The sequence below is a fragment of the Pararhizobium sp. DWP1-1-3 genome (genome assembly GCF_049896125.1).
GTDB lineage: Bacteria > Pseudomonadota > Alphaproteobacteria > Rhizobiales > Rhizobiaceae > Pararhizobium.
The window spans coordinates 470,621-486,945 of the sequence record NZ_JAFCTR010000002.1; the positions used below are offsets into that span (position 1 = coordinate 470,621).

Annotated in this window: 17 protein-coding genes; 3 read left to right on the forward strand and 14 right to left on the reverse strand. The window is 58.9% G+C overall.

What is annotated here, in order from left to right; genetic code table 11:
• Positions 1–121: 121 nt before the first annotated feature.
• From ACP7BS_RS06860 to ACP7BS_RS06875, 4 genes are all read right to left on the reverse strand, one after another.
• The gene (locus ACP7BS_RS06860; protein ID WP_426237160.1) at positions 122–1,180 is read right to left on the reverse strand and encodes a sensor histidine kinase; all 1,059 of its coding nucleotides are present in this window, start codon (positions 1,178–1,180) and stop codon (positions 122–124) included.
• On the reverse strand, positions 1,180–1,626 hold the full coding sequence (locus tag ACP7BS_RS06865; protein WP_426237162.1) for a response regulator: 447 nt from the start codon (positions 1,624–1,626) through the stop codon (positions 1,180–1,182). Before ACP7BS_RS06865 ends, ACP7BS_RS06860 begins: the two co-directional genes overlap by 1 nt.
• Positions 1,619–2,971 (reverse strand): sensor histidine kinase, encoded by a 1,353-nt coding sequence (locus ACP7BS_RS06870; protein ID WP_426237164.1) that lies wholly within the window; start codon positions 2,969–2,971, stop codon positions 1,619–1,621. Before ACP7BS_RS06870 ends, ACP7BS_RS06865 begins: the two co-directional genes overlap by 8 nt.
• Before the next feature lie 318 nt (positions 2,972–3,289).
• On the reverse strand, positions 3,290–3,460 hold the full coding sequence (locus ACP7BS_RS06875; protein ID WP_426237166.1) for a hypothetical protein: 171 nt from the start codon (positions 3,458–3,460) through the stop codon (positions 3,290–3,292).
• A 185-nt stretch (positions 3,461–3,645) separates the two neighbouring features.
• On the opposite strand from ACP7BS_RS06875, the gene ACP7BS_RS06880 reads away from it, so the two are divergent.
• Positions 3,646–4,032 (forward strand): hypothetical protein, encoded by a 387-nt coding sequence (locus ACP7BS_RS06880; protein ID WP_426237168.1) that lies wholly within the window; start codon positions 3,646–3,648, stop codon positions 4,030–4,032.
• A 65-nt stretch (positions 4,033–4,097) separates the two neighbouring features.
• On the opposite strand, the gene ACP7BS_RS06885 is transcribed toward ACP7BS_RS06880, so the two are convergent.
• The 6 genes from ACP7BS_RS06885 to ACP7BS_RS06910 all read right to left on the reverse strand — a co-directional run bounded on the left by ACP7BS_RS06885 (position 4,098) and on the right by ACP7BS_RS06910 (position 9,846).
• Positions 4,098–4,442: a RidA family protein gene (locus ACP7BS_RS06885; RefSeq protein WP_060635949.1), complete on the reverse strand. Its 345-nt coding sequence runs from the start codon at positions 4,440–4,442 to the stop codon at positions 4,098–4,100.
• A 117-nt stretch (positions 4,443–4,559) separates the two neighbouring features.
• Positions 4,560–5,387 carry a dipeptide ABC transporter ATP-binding protein gene (locus ACP7BS_RS06890; protein ID WP_426229017.1) on the reverse strand — a complete coding sequence of 276 codons (828 nt, stop codon included), beginning with the start codon at positions 5,385–5,387 and terminating at the stop codon, positions 4,560–4,562.
• Positions 5,384–6,238: an ABC transporter ATP-binding protein gene (locus ACP7BS_RS06895; RefSeq protein ID WP_426237170.1), complete on the reverse strand. Its 855-nt coding sequence runs from the start codon at positions 6,236–6,238 to the stop codon at positions 5,384–5,386. Before ACP7BS_RS06895 ends, ACP7BS_RS06890 begins: the two co-directional genes overlap by 4 nt.
• Positions 6,238–7,131: an ABC transporter permease subunit gene (locus ACP7BS_RS06900; RefSeq protein ID WP_426229018.1), complete on the reverse strand. Its 894-nt coding sequence runs from the start codon at positions 7,129–7,131 to the stop codon at positions 6,238–6,240. The genes ACP7BS_RS06895 and ACP7BS_RS06900 overlap by 1 nt, the downstream gene beginning before the upstream one ends.
• Positions 7,132–7,140: 9 nt before the next feature.
• Positions 7,141–8,145: an ABC transporter permease subunit gene (locus ACP7BS_RS06905; RefSeq protein WP_426237172.1), complete on the reverse strand. Its 1,005-nt coding sequence runs from the start codon at positions 8,143–8,145 to the stop codon at positions 7,141–7,143.
• Positions 8,146–8,250: 105 nt separating this feature from the next.
• Positions 8,251–9,846, reverse strand: coding sequence for an ABC transporter substrate-binding protein (locus ACP7BS_RS06910; RefSeq protein WP_426237174.1), 1,596 nt, complete (start codon positions 9,844–9,846; stop codon positions 8,251–8,253).
• A gap of 497 nt (positions 9,847–10,343) precedes the next feature.
• On the opposite strand from ACP7BS_RS06910, the gene ACP7BS_RS06915 reads away from it, so the two are divergent.
• Together ACP7BS_RS06915 and ACP7BS_RS06920 are read left to right on the forward strand one after the other, a co-directional pair.
• On the forward strand, positions 10,344–11,054 hold the full coding sequence (locus tag ACP7BS_RS06915) for a helix-turn-helix transcriptional regulator (RefSeq protein WP_426237176.1): 711 nt from the start codon (positions 10,344–10,346) through the stop codon (positions 11,052–11,054).
• Between the two features lie 69 nt (positions 11,055–11,123).
• Entirely contained in the window at positions 11,124–11,510 is a 387-nt protein-coding gene (locus tag ACP7BS_RS06920) for a response regulator (protein WP_426237178.1), read from the forward strand.
• A gap of 49 nt (positions 11,511–11,559) precedes the next feature.
• Here the strand turns inward: ACP7BS_RS06920 and rirA are convergent, their stop codons facing one another.
• The 4 genes from rirA to ACP7BS_RS06940 all read right to left on the reverse strand — a co-directional run bounded on the left by rirA (position 11,560) and on the right by ACP7BS_RS06940 (position 16,124).
• A complete protein-coding gene (gene rirA / locus ACP7BS_RS06925) occupies positions 11,560–12,024 on the reverse strand; it encodes an iron-responsive transcriptional regulator RirA (RefSeq protein WP_426229023.1) in 465 nt (154 codons plus the stop codon).
• 258 nt (positions 12,025–12,282) lie between these two features.
• Positions 12,283–13,365: a M48 family metallopeptidase gene (locus tag ACP7BS_RS06930; protein ID WP_426237180.1), complete on the reverse strand. Its 1,083-nt coding sequence runs from the start codon at positions 13,363–13,365 to the stop codon at positions 12,283–12,285.
• A complete protein-coding gene (locus tag ACP7BS_RS06935) occupies positions 13,355–14,446 on the reverse strand; it encodes a YjgN family protein (RefSeq protein ID WP_426237182.1) in 1,092 nt (363 codons plus the stop codon). The genes ACP7BS_RS06930 and ACP7BS_RS06935 overlap by 11 nt, the downstream gene beginning before the upstream one ends.
• A 181-nt stretch (positions 14,447–14,627) precedes the next feature.
• Complete coding sequence (locus ACP7BS_RS06940; RefSeq protein ID WP_426237184.1) at positions 14,628–16,124, reverse strand: CoA-acylating methylmalonate-semialdehyde dehydrogenase; 1,497 nt, start codon at positions 16,122–16,124, stop codon at positions 14,628–14,630.
• Positions 16,125–16,325 lie beyond the last annotated feature (201 nt).

The window sequence follows — 16,325 nt, forward strand, 5'->3', positions numbered from 1 at the left end:
ACCGGCGTAGAGACACTTCCGGTGCATAGCGGCTGCTAACGCATTGCTTGTGAAAAAGTTCCCATAGTGCCGGGCAAGAAAACCGAGCACGCCGGCAAAGGAGGCTGTCGCGACGATGAAGCTAGACGGGGAAAGTCATGCGTGCACGGGTGCCGGCTGCGATGTTGCGATCGTAGGCAAGGTCTCCACCCATGGTTGCGGCCATGGCATTGAGTATCTTCGTGCCTAGCCCCGTTCCCTTGACAGGCGCATCCGGATCAAATCCCGTCCCATCGTCCTCCACAAGAAGCTCTATCGTATAGCCATCCCGGCGTGATACCCGGACACGGATTTCACCGGCCGTTCCCTGGGCGTACGCGTATTTGAAGGCGTTGGTCACCAGTTCGCTGACCACCAACCCCAGCGATATGACCTTGTCGGTGGTCAATTGCAGCATTTCCGCCGTCAGCACGATATCATGTGGCCGTGCCTCGTCGCGCATCGAGGATTGCAATTCGTCGAGCAGGCTTTTCAGATAACCGTCGAGATCGACCGTGCCGACCTGATCGTTGGCGTAGAGATGGCGATGGACGTTGCCGATGGCATGGATGCGCATCTGGGTTTCCTGCAGCGCGCTGACGGCCACGGGGTCGGCGATCAGGGAGGCTTGCATGCGAACCAGCGAAGCCACGAGGCTGAGGCTGTTGGCGACCCGGTGATTGACCTCCCGCAGCAACAGTTCGGCACGATCACGCGCCTGACATATTGCCTCCTGCGCCGCCAGCGCTTCGCGCCGCAGCCGTGCCCGTTCCAATGCCTGGTTGAGTGCAGCAACGAACAGATCGACAAAATCGGTGGAGACGCTCTTCGTCACGTAGTCGTCGGCGCCGCGTTTCAGAGCCTCGACCGCGATACTGGCGTCCGCCGAGCCGGTAACATAGACAACCGGCGGATGGTCGGGCATCTCGACGATGACGGGGAGAATATCCAGGCCGGTTTCCCCCAGCAGATAATGATCAAGCGCGACGACATCGATCCCGCCCTCTTCCAGCCGGGCGAGACCGGATTTCCCGTCGATGGCGTTGACGACGGTAAAACCCTGCCGCGCCAGGTTCTTGCGCAGGAGAACTCCAAGCGCCTCGTCATCATCGATATAGAGTATCGTCGTCCCACGATGATCGGCCGATATCTCCCGATCCATCAGGACACCTCCGGCACGGTGACGACGGATAAAAACAGGCCGAGTTGCTGGATGGCGTTGACGAATTTTTCGTATTCCATCGGCTTGGCAACATAGACATTGGCGCCGAGATCATAGCAGCGGTGTATTTCAACGGGATCGTCGGTGGTCGTCAGCACGATGACCATGACCCGCTTGAGATGGTCGCTTTCGCGCACCCGCGCAAGAATATCCATCCCGGTCATGTCCGGAAGGTTGAGGTCAAGCAGGATGAGAAGCGGCCGGCCGGCATGAACCTTACCACTGCCGTCCGGACCGAGAAGAAAAGCGAGCGCTGTCATGCCGGTCGCGAATGGGACGATCTCATTGGTAACACCGGCGCGCCGGATGTTCTTCTCGATCAGCCGGGCGTGCCCCTGATCATCCTCGATCATGATGATGGCGACCGGTTGCAATCCGTTATTCATGGCTCCTCTCCCCTGCTTTTGTCGATCGGATATCGGCCGCAAACGTTACGATAAAGGTCGTTCCCTGCCCCAGAACCGACTGCACTGCGACGTCTCCTCCCAAGCGTCGAACCAGTGCGCGGACATGCGCGAGGCCGATCCCCTCGCCTGGCCGGTCCTGAGGTCCGGAGCGCCGGAAAAGTTCGAAAATACGCTCCAAATCCCGCTCGGCTATGCCTCTGCCGTTATCGCTCACCTCAATCGCTGCGTTGCCATTGGTGACAGCTCCCGACACCCGGATAACCGGCTTTCGCGATGGATCGGCGTATTTCACCGCATTGTCCAAAAGGTTACCGAAAATCTGCTGCAGAGCAAGCCGATCCGAGATGACATGCGGCAGGCTTGGTGAAAGCACGACACTGGCACCGCTTTCGTCGAGCCTGTGCTTCAGGTTGGCGACGGTCTCCGACAGCAACGCCGCAAGGTCAAGGGGTTCCCGGCTCAACTGCCGGCTTCCGGCCCGCGCGAGTCTCAATATCTCGTTGATCAGATCATCCATGCGCCGCATCGACGAACGGATGAAACCCAAAGCTTCGGGAATGTCGATATCGACCGCCTCAAGGGCAACCTTCTCGGTCAGCGCATCGCGGGATGCAGGCGGCTTTTTCATATAGCCGGCAAAGATGGCCGCCGCCCGTTCAAGTTCGGAGGTGAAGCCCATGATATTGACCAGCGGGGCACGCAAATCATGGCCGACGATATAGGCATAGCTTTGCAGCTCGCGATTGGCGCGCTCCAGGAACTGGGTGCGCTGACCGATCCTGACCTCAAGCATTTCGTTGTGCTCGGCAAGGGCATTGCGCGCTGTCTCCAGTTGCCGCGCATGGGCGACAGCGAGGCAGACGGCGCCACCGACCAGGACCACCAGCAGCACCGCGCCGCCCGTGATCGAGATCAACAACCACCGGGCCGCACTGTCGAGAGACATGCCTTTCTGAAAGGCGATATTGCTCGTGACGGCATTGATCCTCGTCATGATTTCGCGAATTTCATCCATCGCCTTCTTGCCAGCATCGCTCCGAACGATGGTGACGGCTTCCGCGTCCTTGCCTGCGGCTTTGGTGGCGATGGTTTTGCGCATTTCGGCAAGCTTATCGTCCACCAGACGCTTCAAGCGGTCGATGGTCACATCGCTGATGCCCGACTTCATCATGTCGCCGGTAATGCTGGTGAATTGAATATTGACGAGCGCCTCGGCACGCTTGAAAGGCGCCAGGTATTTTTCCTCGCCGGTGATGAGATAACCGCGCTGGCTGGTTTCGGCATCCTGCAACAAGCTGAAAAGTAGCAGTGCGCGATTGTTCAATCCCGACGCTGCAGGGCATCTTCCGAGTCCCGCCGGGTTTGATTGGCGAAACGGAGCGACGCAAGGACAATCACGAGGAGCAAAACAGCGCCCGCGAAAAGCATCACCGGCACGGCTCTGGAATAGGCCGCCCTTGCGATCACCATTCGCGAACCTCAAGCATGGCGGTCAAGCAGCCCTCTCGCATGCGCCGCCTCATCTACCGCAAGGGTCGCGGAATTGGGCATCGTTCAGCTTTTTTTGCGAGCGGCTCACCAGCGGAGCCTACAACGTTTGCTAGAAAATGAAACAGCTTTGTCACGCCTTGGAGCGACGTCGTCAGTAGCGCTCCGGAGGGAAGACATGCAAGGTCAGCGAAAACAGGCCGAGACCCAGGATCACGACGATCAGCGTATTGGCAATGTCTTCCGACGTCGCAGGGAGGACACCCAGGCCGACAACTGCAGCAGCGAGCAGGAACAGGCATAGCCTTGGCAACCAGTACAGCATGGCACATTCCTTTATGTTGGAGAGCATTCCCTTAGAATACCGAGTTTAACGCAGATCAAGCCGAATAGTTCCATAGCCTTGCGGTGATCCAGGCGAACACATTCGGAGTAGCTCCTGCTCATCCAATTGCTGAGTGATCCAATTGCCTGGCGAGGCGTATGGAGTGCAATGCGATGGAGACTGCCATGCGGAAAACTGCAATCATCATTCTGAGCGTCACGGTGTCCGGCCTCGCTGCGGCGGCGGAAGCGACCCAAATGAAGGAGGCTGATATCCGAAGCCTCATCATTGGAAAGACGATCTATCTTGCCGCTCCGATGGGCGGGGAGTTTCCACTGAACTATCATCCCTCCGGGCAAGTCGATGGCACCGGCAAGGCGCTGGGTCTGGGAAAATTCATTCAGCCGACCGACCAGGGCCGCTGGTGGATTCAGTCCGACAAGCTCTGTCAGCAATTCAAGGTTTGGTACGACGGTTCGCCGATGTGTTTCGACCTGACGGAAACCGGCGAGGGTAAGGTGAAATGGGTGCGTGACAACGGCGAAACCGGCACGGCACGCATCGGAAACTGATCGTCAGAAACGAAAAAGCCGGCGCCCTTCACAGGCGCCGGCTTTTTCGCGATCAGCGGCAGCTCTTAGAGAGCGGCGATGACGATGACTTCGACGAGATAGTCCGGAGTTGCAAGCTTGGCTTCGCCGGTCGCACGCGCCGGTGTGTTGCCCTGCGATGCCCAGCCGTCCCAGACAGCGTTCATCTTCGGGAAATCGACCATGTCGGCCAGCCAGATGGTTGCCGACAGGATGCGGGACTTGTCGGTGCCGGCTTCAGCCAAGAGACGATCAACCGATGCGAGAGCCTGCTTGGTCTGCTCGGTCACATCGGAACCGGCTTCGCCGACCTGGCCAGCGAGATAGACGGTGCCATTGTGAACAACGGCCTGGCTCATGCGCGGACCGGTTTCGAAGCGTTTGATTTCCATCTTCATATTCCTCGTAAGATGCGGCGGGCCGCATATGAATTGTGGTGACGCAGGCGCTTTACCGCAGATTTCCGGTCAGTGGAACCGTCATCACGCGATTGTCGCACCCAGCGCCGTTCAGGCCGCGTTTTTGCGGGCGAGCCGTGCCTTGATGCTGTCGACATCGGCGCGCGGCGTCGCGGCAAACAGCGTCTTGGTGTAATTGTGCTTAGGATCGCTGAAGACCTCTTCACGGCTGCCATATTCCACGGCTTCACCGTAATACATCACCATCACGTCGTCGGCGATGTAGCGCACCACCGACAGGTCGTGGCTGATGAAGACATAGGTCAGCTGGAATTCGTCCTGCAGATCGGCGAGCAGGTTGAGAACCTGGGCCTGCACCGACAGATCGAGTGCCGAGACCGGCTCGTCGAGCACCAGGAGCCGTGGATTGAGCATCAGCGCGCGGGCGATCGCCACACGCTGGCGCTGGCCGCCGGAAAACATGTGCGGATAGCGGCCGTAGTGCTTTTCTTCAAGCCCAACCTTCTTCAGCATGGCCATCGCCTTGTCGCGGCGGTCGTCGGCTTTCATATTGGTGTTGATGATCAGCGGTTCGGTGAGGATTTCGCCGATCTTCTTGCGCGGGTTCAGCGTGCCATAGGGGTTCTGGAAGACGATCTGCACCTTCTGGCGCATTTCCGGCGTCAGCCGTTCCTTGGCAATATCGACCTTGTTACCATCGATCAGCATGTCGCCCGAGGTTGCCGGATCGATCATGGTGACGATACGGGCCAACGTCGATTTTCCGCAGCCGCTTTCGCCGACGATGGCCAGCGTCTTGCCCTGATCGACCGCAAAGCTCACACCCTTGACGGCGTGAACGGTCTTGGACTTTTTAAACAGGCTGCCCGGGATGTGATAATCGCGGGTGAGGTTTCGGGCTTCGAGTACATGGGTCATCGAACAGCTCCTGCAAAGATCTGGTCGTCGCTGAGGAATTCCGCGATCGTCGGGAGGCGGTCGCCGGTGGCATTGTCCGGAAGTGCCGACAGGAGCGCGCGCGTGTATTCGCTCTTGGGTGATTCAAACAGCGACAGCACGTCGGCCTCCTCGATCTTGCGGCCCTTGTACTGGACGATGACGCGATCGGCAGTTTCGGCCACCACGCCCATATTGTGGGTGATGATGATCAGGCCCATGCCATGTTCGGCCTGCAGCCGCATCAACAGATCGAGGATCTGCTTCTGGATCGTGACGTCGAGCGCCGTGGTCGGCTCGTCGGCGATCAGCAGTTTCGGATTGCACGACAACGCAATCGCGATCATCACGCGCTGGCACTGGCCACCCGACATCTGGTGGGGGAAATGCCCCAGGCGTTCTGCAGGGTTGGGAATGCCGACCAGATCGAACAGTTCGATGGCCCGCGCCCGGCGCGCCGCCTTGTCGAGGCCGAGGTGAATGCGCAGCACTTCCTCGATCTGGAACCCGACGGTAAAACAGGGGTTGAGGCTGGCAACGGGTTCCTGGAAGATCATGGCAATGTCCTTGCCGACGATCTTGCGCCGATCCGACGGCGACAGGCCGAGCAGATCGATGCCGTTGAATTGCAGCTTGTCGGCGGTGACCTTGGCCGTCCAGGGCAACAGGCCCATCGCCGCCAGCATCGAGACCGACTTGCCGGAGCCGGATTCGCCGACGATGGCCAGCACTTCGCCGGCATTGACCCTCATCGAGACGCCATCGACGGCACGGAAGGGACCGGCAGCCGTCTGGAACTCGACGACGAGATTTTCGATTTCGAAAAGCGACATCATGACCTCTTCAACTTGGGATCAAGCGCATCGCGCAGGCCGTCGCCCATCAGATTGATGGCAATGACGGTGACGAGAATGGCAAGACCGGGGAATGTCACGACCCACCAGGCGCGCTGGATGAACTCGCGGGCCTCGGCCAGCATCGTGCCCCATTCCGGTGTCGGCGGCTGAGCGCCCATGCCGAGGAAGCCAAGTGCTGCGGCGTCAAGGATCGCTGCCGAGAAGGCGAGCGTCGCCTGGACGATCAGCGGTGCGAGGCAGTTGGGCAGGATGGTCAGGAACATAAGCCGCAGGGTACCGGCACCGGCGACCCTGGACGCGATGACATAGTCCTTGGTGCGTTCCGACATGACGGCGGCACGCGTCAGCCGCACGAAATGCGGCAGGTTGACCAGCGAGATCGCGATCATCGCGTTGACCAGGCCCGGACCGAGCACCGCCACCAGCACGAGGGCCAGAAGCAGCGACGGAAAGGCGAGGATGATATCCATGACGCGCATGATGATCGTATCGGTGCGGCCGCGGAAATAGCCGGCGATCAGGCCGACGAGAACGCCGGAGATGACCGAAAGCGTCACGACCACGAGGCCGATGAACAGCGAGAAACGGGCACCGTAGATCAGACGCGACAGGATATCGCGGCCGACGGCATCGGTCCCCAGAAGATAGGTCCACTGCCCGCCCTGCGTCCAGCCGGGCGGCAAAAGAAGCACATCCCGGTTCTGGATACTTGGACTATGCGGCGCGACGAAAGCCGCAAAGATGGCGACGAACAGGATGATCAGGAAGATCGCAAGCCCCATCACCGCGCCCTTGTTGCGCGAGAAATAGAACCAGAACTCGGCAAAGCCGGTCTGCGGCTTGGCAATTTTAATTTCAGCGACAGCCATCAGACCCTCCTAATGCCGGATACGCGGATTGATGAAGCCATAAAGCACATCAACGATGAGGTTGATGATCATGATCATGGCGGCGATCAGCATCAGCCCGCCCTGCACGACCTGATAGTCACGCTTGAACACCGAATCGACCATCCATTTGCCGATACCCGGCCAGGAGAAGATGGTTTCCGTCAGGATCGCCCCAGCCAAGAGCACGCCGACCTGCAGGCCGATGGTGGTGATGACCGGGATTAGCGCGTTGCGCAATGCGTGCACGCCGATGACCCTGAACGGCGACAGGCCCTTGGAGCGGGCGGTACGGACATAATCCTCGCCCAGCACTTCCAGCATGGCCGAGCGCGTCTGGCGGGCGATGACCGCGAGCGGAATGGTCGCCAGCACGACGGTCGGCAGGATCAGATAGCTGACCGCCGATCTGAAGGCGCCCGTCTGCCCGGAGATCAGACTGTCGATCAGCATGAAGCCAGTGACCTGCGGGAAGAAGTACATCATCGAGATGCGCCCCGAGACCGGCGTCCAGCCGAGATAGCCTGAGAAGAAGATGATGAGCAGCAAGCCCCACCAGAAGATCGGCATCGAATAGCCGATGAGGGCGACCCCCATCAGCGACTGGTCGAGCCATGTCCCCCGTTTCACCGCAGCGATCACGCCGGCCGGAATGCCGAGCAGAACCGCAACGATGATGGCGCAAAGCGACAATTCCAGCGTTGCCGGAAAGAGGTTCATGAAATCATCGAGAACCGGCCGCTTGGTGACGATGGACGAACCGAAGTCGCCCGTCACGAGACCGCCGAGATAGTCGAAATACTGAACATACATCGGCCGGTCGAGACCGAGCTGGTGCATGAGTTCGGTGTGCCGTTCCGGAGCCATGACGCGCTCACCCGACATCAACATGACCGGATCGCCCGGCAGAAGTCGAATGAAGGAGAACGCGATCAGCGATACCCCGAGGAACGTGGGTATCAGGACGGCAAGACGTCCGAAGATAAAGCGCAACATGGGAGCCAATCCCTTCTTTCTTTGAAAAACCGACGGCCCGAATGTCTTCGAGCCGCCGGCCATTGCACGCTCTTTGCGGCGTGCCTTTCTTTATTTCAGCCGATCTTACTCGGCGATGTCAACGCCTTCGAAGACGAAGTCACCGAGCGGAGACTGGACGAAGCCCGAGACCTTCTTGCTCATCGGAACGACGGCGAGCGAGTGGTCGAGGGTGTTCCAAGGCGCTTCCTTCTTGAAGACGATCTGTGCCTCTTCATAGAGCTTGGTGCGCTCGGCAACGTCGGAGGTTTCCTTCGCCATCGTCACCAGGGCGTCGAACTCCTTGTTGCACCACTGAGCGCGGTTGTTGCCGCCGACAGCGTCGCAGCCGAGCAGGGTGTCAAGGAAGTTGTCCGGATCACCATTGTCACCGGTCCAGCCGAGGATGGCCGCACCGTCGCGGTCCTTGGCAGACGAGAGCTTCAGGTACTCGGCCCATTCGTAGGAGACGATTTCGGCGGTAACGCCGATCTTGGCAAGGTCGGACTGCATCAGTTCGGCTGCACGGCGGGCGTTCAGCATGTACGGACGCGCGACCGGCATTGCCCAGATCTTCATCTTGAGATCCTTGACGCCAGCGTCTTCAAGCATCTTCTTGGCGACTTCCGGATCGTACTTGTCGTCCTCGACCTTGTCGTTATACGACCACATCGTCGGCGGGATCGGGTTCTTGGCAACCGTTGCGGCACCCTGGAACACGGCATCGACGATCGCCTGCTTGTTGACCGCCATGTTGAGAGCCTTGCGGACCTCGACCTTGTCGAACGGAGCAACGAGCGTGTTGTAGGCGAGGTAGGAAACGTTGAGGCCGGCCTGTTCGGAGATGCTCAGGTTCGGATCGGCCTTGAGTTCGGCAACGTCAGCTGCGTTCGGATAGGACATCAGGTGGCATTCGCCGGCCTTCAGCTTCTGCGCGCGCACTGCGGCATCCGTGGTGATCGCGAACACGAGGTCGTCGATCTTCTGCTTGCCACCCCAATAGTCAGGGTTTGCCTTGTAGCGGATAGCGGCATCCGGCTGGTAGGCGACGAACGTGAACGGACCGGTGCCGAGCGGCTGCTGGTTCATCAGTTCCATCTTGCCGTCAGCCTGAAGCTTGTCGGCATATTCCTTCGACAGGATCGAGATGAAGGGCATGCCGAGGTTGGCCAGCAACGGCGCCTCCGGGCGCTTCAGGACAATCTTGACCGTCAGGTCGTCGACCTTTTCAACCTTCTCGAGCAAATCCGGCAGGCCCATGCCGGAGAAATATTCCCAGGATGCACCCGGAACATACTTGTTCCAGGCATTGTCGGCCTTGTACTGGCGCTCGAAGGAAAAGATCACGTCATCGGCGTTCAGTTCGCGCGTCGGCGTGAAATATTCGGTCGTCTGGAACTTTACGCCCGGACGCAACTTGAAGGTGTATTCCTTGCCATCAGCGGAAATTTCCCAGCTTTCGGCCAGCGCAGGCTCGATTTCCGTCGTGCCGCGCTTGAATTCCACCAGCCGGTTGTAGACCGTGTGCGCGGCAGCGTCGAAGGTCTGGCCGCCAGTGTAGAGACCAGGGTCGAAGCCTTCCGGCGATGCTTCCGAGCAGTAGACGAAGGTCTTCGACCATGCGGAACCGGCCATCAAAGTGGCGATTGCGGTTGCCGCAAGGAGAGTAGAGAGCTTTTTCATGAGTTTGCTTCCCAGCTTTGTTCTTGTTCTCGTATTTTTCTGACGCAGAAGCCGTTGTTTCCGGTCAAGCCCGGATGGAACGACATTTGATCGGGCAATGCAATAAGCGACCCGAAAAATTTGTCCAATTGGAAAATCCTTCCATATGCGACAAGACCGAAGGCTATACACGACTTTCTTTTCGGCACCAGCATCGCCCGGCCGAATCGATTTCGTTTTACCGTTAAAGTCAATCGCAACTTGCACTGATAGCATGCGGAGCGGCATCATGGCATAAGGCCATTGCGGGGCGGGGAGGACTGTTCAGCTTTCATCTGCCAGGCGGGGATTGGATGAAAGCGACCATATTCAGTCCTCCCTCTCGCTATGGGCATGCCGGCCACCAGCCGCTGTCATCAAAACTGCCGACAACTCAGCTTTTCCGTCCCCACGCAGTTGCTTATCGTGAATCGCACGTTAAAATAGCAATCGCGGAATACGTGGGGGACGGCCGCGACGTGACGACCGATTTAAAGAACCACCGGCAAAATTATCATGACAGCGATTTGGAGAAGGCTCTCAATCGGGTCGATTTCTTTCGAATTTTCCACACGATGGCACTCCGTTATGGGTTCGACCATTTTGGTATCCTGCTGCTTGGAAACGAGGGCGATGCCTGCACGCTGACCAACCGGCTGGCGTTGCACGACCTACCCTCCGGACTTGCCGACGCCTATGATAAGCGCCACCGGTTTGGTGATTCCTCCGTTTTCAAAAGCCTTCACGCATCGTCCATTCCATCGATCTGGAAGGCCGACGATCCCCATCCCGGCCATGGCGGCAATCTTCTTGGACAGCTCGGCTTCGACATGCTGATGTGCGTTCCGGTCGCCGGCATCAACGGGGCGCGGTATGTGGTGCTGTTTCTCGGCGATGGAGCGGACATGGACCGGCAGGCGCATTTCGCGCTGTGCTACGACGCCGTTTGCGCCTTCGACTATTTCTACCGGTTGGTTTTATCCAACAAGGCGGGCCTTGGGCTGACGCCGCGGGAAACGGAGATCCTGCGGTGGATTTCCCACGGCAAGACGGCCAGCGAGATCGCGCTGATCGTCTCGGTCTCGGAACACACGGTCAATTCGCACACGGCAACGATCCTCAAGAAGCTCGATGTCGTCAACCGAACCCAGATGGTGGCGAAAGCGATCCGGGAACAGATCATACAATGACGCCCGCGGGCGTCTGAAAATGCATTTTCACCAGTCTTATTATAGCCATTCACCAAGCGAAATCGCCAGATGACCCAGCCGATCCATATCCTGCTTGTCGACGACGATCCGGCTGAAAACCTGATCATGCGCGGCTTGATGAAAAAGGTCTCTAGCGTGGAGATCCACCTGCATTATTGCCAGACGATCGACGCGGCACTGGACTTCATCCAAGCTGGCACGCCGGTTTCGATGGTGCTGATGGACAACCGGCTGCAGCAATGCGATTTTCGCGAGACCGTGCCGGCGCTACGCCAGCAGGGCTATATCGGGCCGATCGGGGTTATTTCCTCGTCGCTTGCCGACCCCTATTTCCAGAAATTCGAAGAGTACGGCGCCGATTTCCGCATCGACAAGGGCGAGCTCGACCCGACTGCAATCGAATTCATCCTGCGCGAATATGTGACGAGAGCATAAACGGCAAAAAGCCCGGCTCAACCGGGCTTTTCGTCGATAGAAAATGATATCAGGCCGCAGCCGTCTTCGGGTGGGTGATCAGGTCGATGCCGAGCAGGAAGTTGATCTGTGGCCGGGCTTTCACCAGATCATCAATCGAATATTGCTGCAGGACTTCGAAGAATGCGTTCAGCGCCTTGCGCAGGGCAGCATTGAGGCCGCAGCTGTCAACCAGCGGACAATCGATCTCGCCGGCTTCGAAACATTCCGCCATGGCAAAGCTATCTTCGGTCACCTTGACGATATCGAACAGGCTGATATCGGCTGCCGGCTTGGGCAGACGCACGCCGCCATTGCGGCCACGCACCGTCTCGACGAGACCGGCCTTGTTGAGCGGCTGCAGGATCTTGAAAAGGAAAAGCTCGGACACGCCATAGGCCTTGGCAATTTCAGGAACGCGGCTGAGATGGCCATCATTGGCAGCGCAATACATCAGCATGCGGACTGCGTAGTTCGTTTGCTTTGTCAGACGCATCATTCACTCCAGGCTTGGATCGTTCGGCGCCCCTGGGTTCGGATGAACCTGTGAGCCCATAGAGGCACTCAAAAATTCGTGGTCACACAGTCGATTCGACCGGCATCTCACATCGCTGCTCATCATATAGGACGGATGCTAGTTTGGAACAATTCCAAAAAGCAGAAAAACATGATTGAAGCGATCATGATCAGCTTCCAGCGACCTGTCTACCCTCCAGACGGGAAAAGTTGATATGACACCTCAAGTTTAGGTAGATTATCGCCTCCCGGCCTCATCTCCCGCCTGCTTTTCGCGCAATTCCGCCTCATATTCGCGGATCGCCTTTCGGCGGTCCGGGGTTCCAGGATGCGTCGACAGAATGTTGGTGCCGGACGTGTCGCCGAGTTTCTTTTCGATGACCTCGAAAAAGCGTGCGATCGCGGTTGGATCGTATCCAGCCTTTTGCATCAACTCGACCGAATGCCGGTCAGCCGCCGCTTCCGCATCCCTGGAATAGGACAGCGCCAGAAGGCCGCCGCCCTGGACAAGCAAATCCTCGACACTATCGCCGACATCGCCAGCGATCAGCATGATCAGACCGGCCATGCCCGCAGCCCGGTAAATCTGGCGCAGGCTGTGCTCCAGTTCGACATGGCCGATCTCATGCGCCAGAACGCCAATGAGCATCTCCGTATCGCCGCCTGAAAGATCGACCAGTTCATCGGTAATGACCAGCGTACCGTCCGGCAGTGCGAACGCATTCGGACCAACCGCCCCACCCTCGCGGAAGTTCAGCGTATAGGCAGATGGACCACGGGTGGAATTGAGCGCGATGCGGGCAAAACCATCCGAAATCGCCCGCCGCTTTGCCGCGTCCAGCTTCGTTTCGCTGAGGACGGTGCGATCCAGTGTTTCCAGGGTGCTGATCGACATCAGGTGCGGCACCACCGGCGGCGTCACGGCAACGGCAATTTCCACCAGCACCGGCAGAGCATACCGGTAGACCAGGCCGGACAGCAGGAACACCGCGACGACGAAGACCAGAAGCCGCGGGTGAAAGCGTTCGAGGCCGTGAACGAGCCCTGCCCGCTTGCGCCCGTTCGCCCGTTGCAGATCATCGATCGCAGCATTGTCTGTGGTTTCGAACAGCGAGCCATCGGGAAACTCGACACGGCGTGGGATCGCGCCGACCCTGGGGGAAATGTCGAGTTTCGAAAAGATCGCGGACGAGAGTTCACTATCGTCCCCGGCAATGGCCAGGATCTGCCCGTCCCTCTCGACCAAGCGGGACGGGACCGAGCGGCTGGAACCACGCAGATGCCAATCACCCCGGCAGACCGGCTTTTCGTCAAAAACCAAAATCGAAGCCCTCGAACTCCATGAATTCCGCTCCAACTGCAGACCCTTCCTGCTCGACCGTGGCAAGAACGTCACCAACATCGCCGTCGAAGCGGATCGCCGTGTGCTCATTGACGTAACGGGCCATGCGAACCGCAGCCCAAGGGCGCATCAGGCCCAGCGTCAGGACAGTGACGACGACGTTCGACACGGCGATCCAGACATAGCCAAAGCGCGGCAAGTCGCTTTTCAGGTCATGCCTGCCATCGAAGCGGGTCGCCGACCAGGCGATATTGCGCACGCCGGCACGATAGAACAGCGCTGCGATGCCGAAGGCCAAAAGTACGGCCAGATAGGCGATGATGCCGAGAAAGACCATCGATGCCTGGAATTCGGGAGGCAGTGCATTGGGGTTATCGATCAAAGCCACGATCAGGGACAGGTTGGCAAGCGCTGCGACAGCGACGACCAGCAAGCCGAGTACGACGATCAGCGCCGAGAAGAACCAGGTCTGATAGATCGAGCCGAGTTTTGGATCCGTTGCAAACGGCCGGCCGCCATAGCGCAGATTGTTGCCGAGATAGCGATACATCCAGCGGCTGGCGAGAGGCGCCAGGATGCCGAGCGACAGAACGGCCATCACCGGACCCGCCATGAAGGCGACGAACGCACCGCCCATTTTCCCGACGAAGTTAAAACGGACGTTGCGGTAACTGGTGACGCGGGCGCTGAAACGCAGACCGCGCATGATCAGCCAGGGAAAGAAGCACAGAGCGACCAAACCCACGACGAGGCCGGCAATCGGCAACACCGCCAGGATGATATTGTAAACCACAAGATAGCCAAGGACGATCAACCGTCCGATGAAAATCTGCTTGCCCTTGGCGTGATATTCGAAGGCGCGGCCGAGCAGCACTGTGTTGCCGTAGAAATACCGGTTGCGGCGCACCTTGGCCCAGGCGGAGTAGATGCCCAGCGTGATGATGGTCAAAAGGATATTGACGATCCAGATGCCGAAATATTCCGCCGCTTTTCCGGTAAACGACAGCCGGTGGAAATCCTGCGATGCGGCCGGTAATGGTGCCGTGTCGGTTATGCTCATCGTCGCCCCTCTTGCGTATCATCAGATGCAATTCAACAACGGCCAAACATCCCCCGATATTCGGCCGCTTGGGCAAACTCTTAAACTGTCACCTCCGCAGGTCAACCGCACCAGAAAGTTGACAACAAAAAAGGGCCTCCATACGGAGGCCCAATCGGGGAGAATAGATGATATCCCGGCTTTACTTCATCGTCGGGATGGAGAACTCGGCACCGTCCTTGATGCCGGACGGCCAGCGCGAGGTGATCGTCTTGGTCTTGGTCCAGAACCGGATCGAATCCGTGCCGTGCTGGTTCAAGTCGCCGAAGGACGATGACTTCCAGCCGCCGAAGGAGTGGTAGGCGAGCGGAACCGGGATCGGCACGTTGATACCGACCATGCCGATGTTAATGCGCGATGCGAAATCACGGGCGGCGTCGCCGTCGCGGGTATAGATCGCGACGCCGTTGCCGAATTCATGCTTCATCGGCAGATCAAGGGCTTCCTCGTAGGTGTTGGCGCGAACGACGGAAAGAACCGGCCCGAAGATCTCCTGCTTGTAGATGTCCATGTCCGGAGTGACGTTGTCGAACAGGCAGCCGCCGACGAAGTTGCCGTTTTCATAGCCTTGCAGCTTGAAATCGCGGCCGTCGACGACGAGATTGGCGCCTTCTTCGACACCCTTGTTGATCAGGCCGAGGATGCGCTCCTTGGCTTCCTTGGTGACGACCGGGCCCAGGTCGGCCTTCTCGTCGGTGTAAGGACCGATGCGCAAGGATTCAACCATCGGGGTCAGCTTTGCGATCAGGCGGTCGGCAGTTTCCTTGCCGACCGGAACGGCAACCGAAATCGCCATGCAGCGCTCGCCGGCCGAACCGTAACCTGCGCCCATCAGGGCGTTGGCGGCCTGGTCGAGATCGGCATCCGGCATGATGATCATGTGGTTCTTGGCGCCGCCGAAGCACTGGGCGCGCTTGCCGTTCGTTGCCGCCGTGCCGTAGACGTAGCGGGCGATAGGTGTCGAGCCGACGAAGGAAACGGCGGAAATGTCCGGGTGCGTCAGGATCGCATCGACCGCGCCCTTGTCGCCGTTGACGACGTTGAGGATACCGGCGGGCAAACCAGCCTCGATCATCAGTTCTGCCAAACGCATCGGTACGGACGGATCGCGCTCCGAAGGCTTGAGGATGAAGGCGTTGCCGCAGGCGATCGCCGGGGCAAACATCCACATCGGGATCATCGCCGGGAAATTGAACGGGGTGATGCCGGCACCGATGCCGACGGCCTGGCGGATCGAATACATATCGATGTTCGGGCCGGCACCTTCGGTGAATTCGCTCTTGGAAAGGTGCGGAATGCCGATGACGAACTCGCAGACTTCCAGCCCGCGAATGACGTCGCCCTTGGCGTCGTCGATGGTCTTGCCATGCTCACGCGACAGCATCTCGGCCAGTTCGTCCATGTTGTCGTTCAAAAGCTGCACGAACTTCATGAAGACGCGGGCACGGCGCTGCGGATTGGTCGCAGCCCATTTCGGCTGTGCGGCCTTGGCGTTTGCAACGGCGGCAGCCATTTCCGCGTCGCTTGCCAGCGCCACGGTTGCCTGAACTTCGCCGGTTGCCGGGTTGAAGACGTTGGCGGTACGCCCGCTGGTGCCCGCAACGCGCTTGCCGCCGATGAAATGACCGATCTCGTACATGGTGATCCTCCTGATCTTGATTATGACGGGAGTGTCGCACTACAATATGCACAAATCAACGCGCGATATTCAGGAACCGTTGTGCAGAAATTGATGTTCAAAGCCCGTTCCCTCTTCTCCTCATCGGGGAGAAGGTGGCGCATAGCGCCGGATGAGGGCGCCACACCTTTAGAGATTGACGCCCCCCTCATCGCCTCGCCA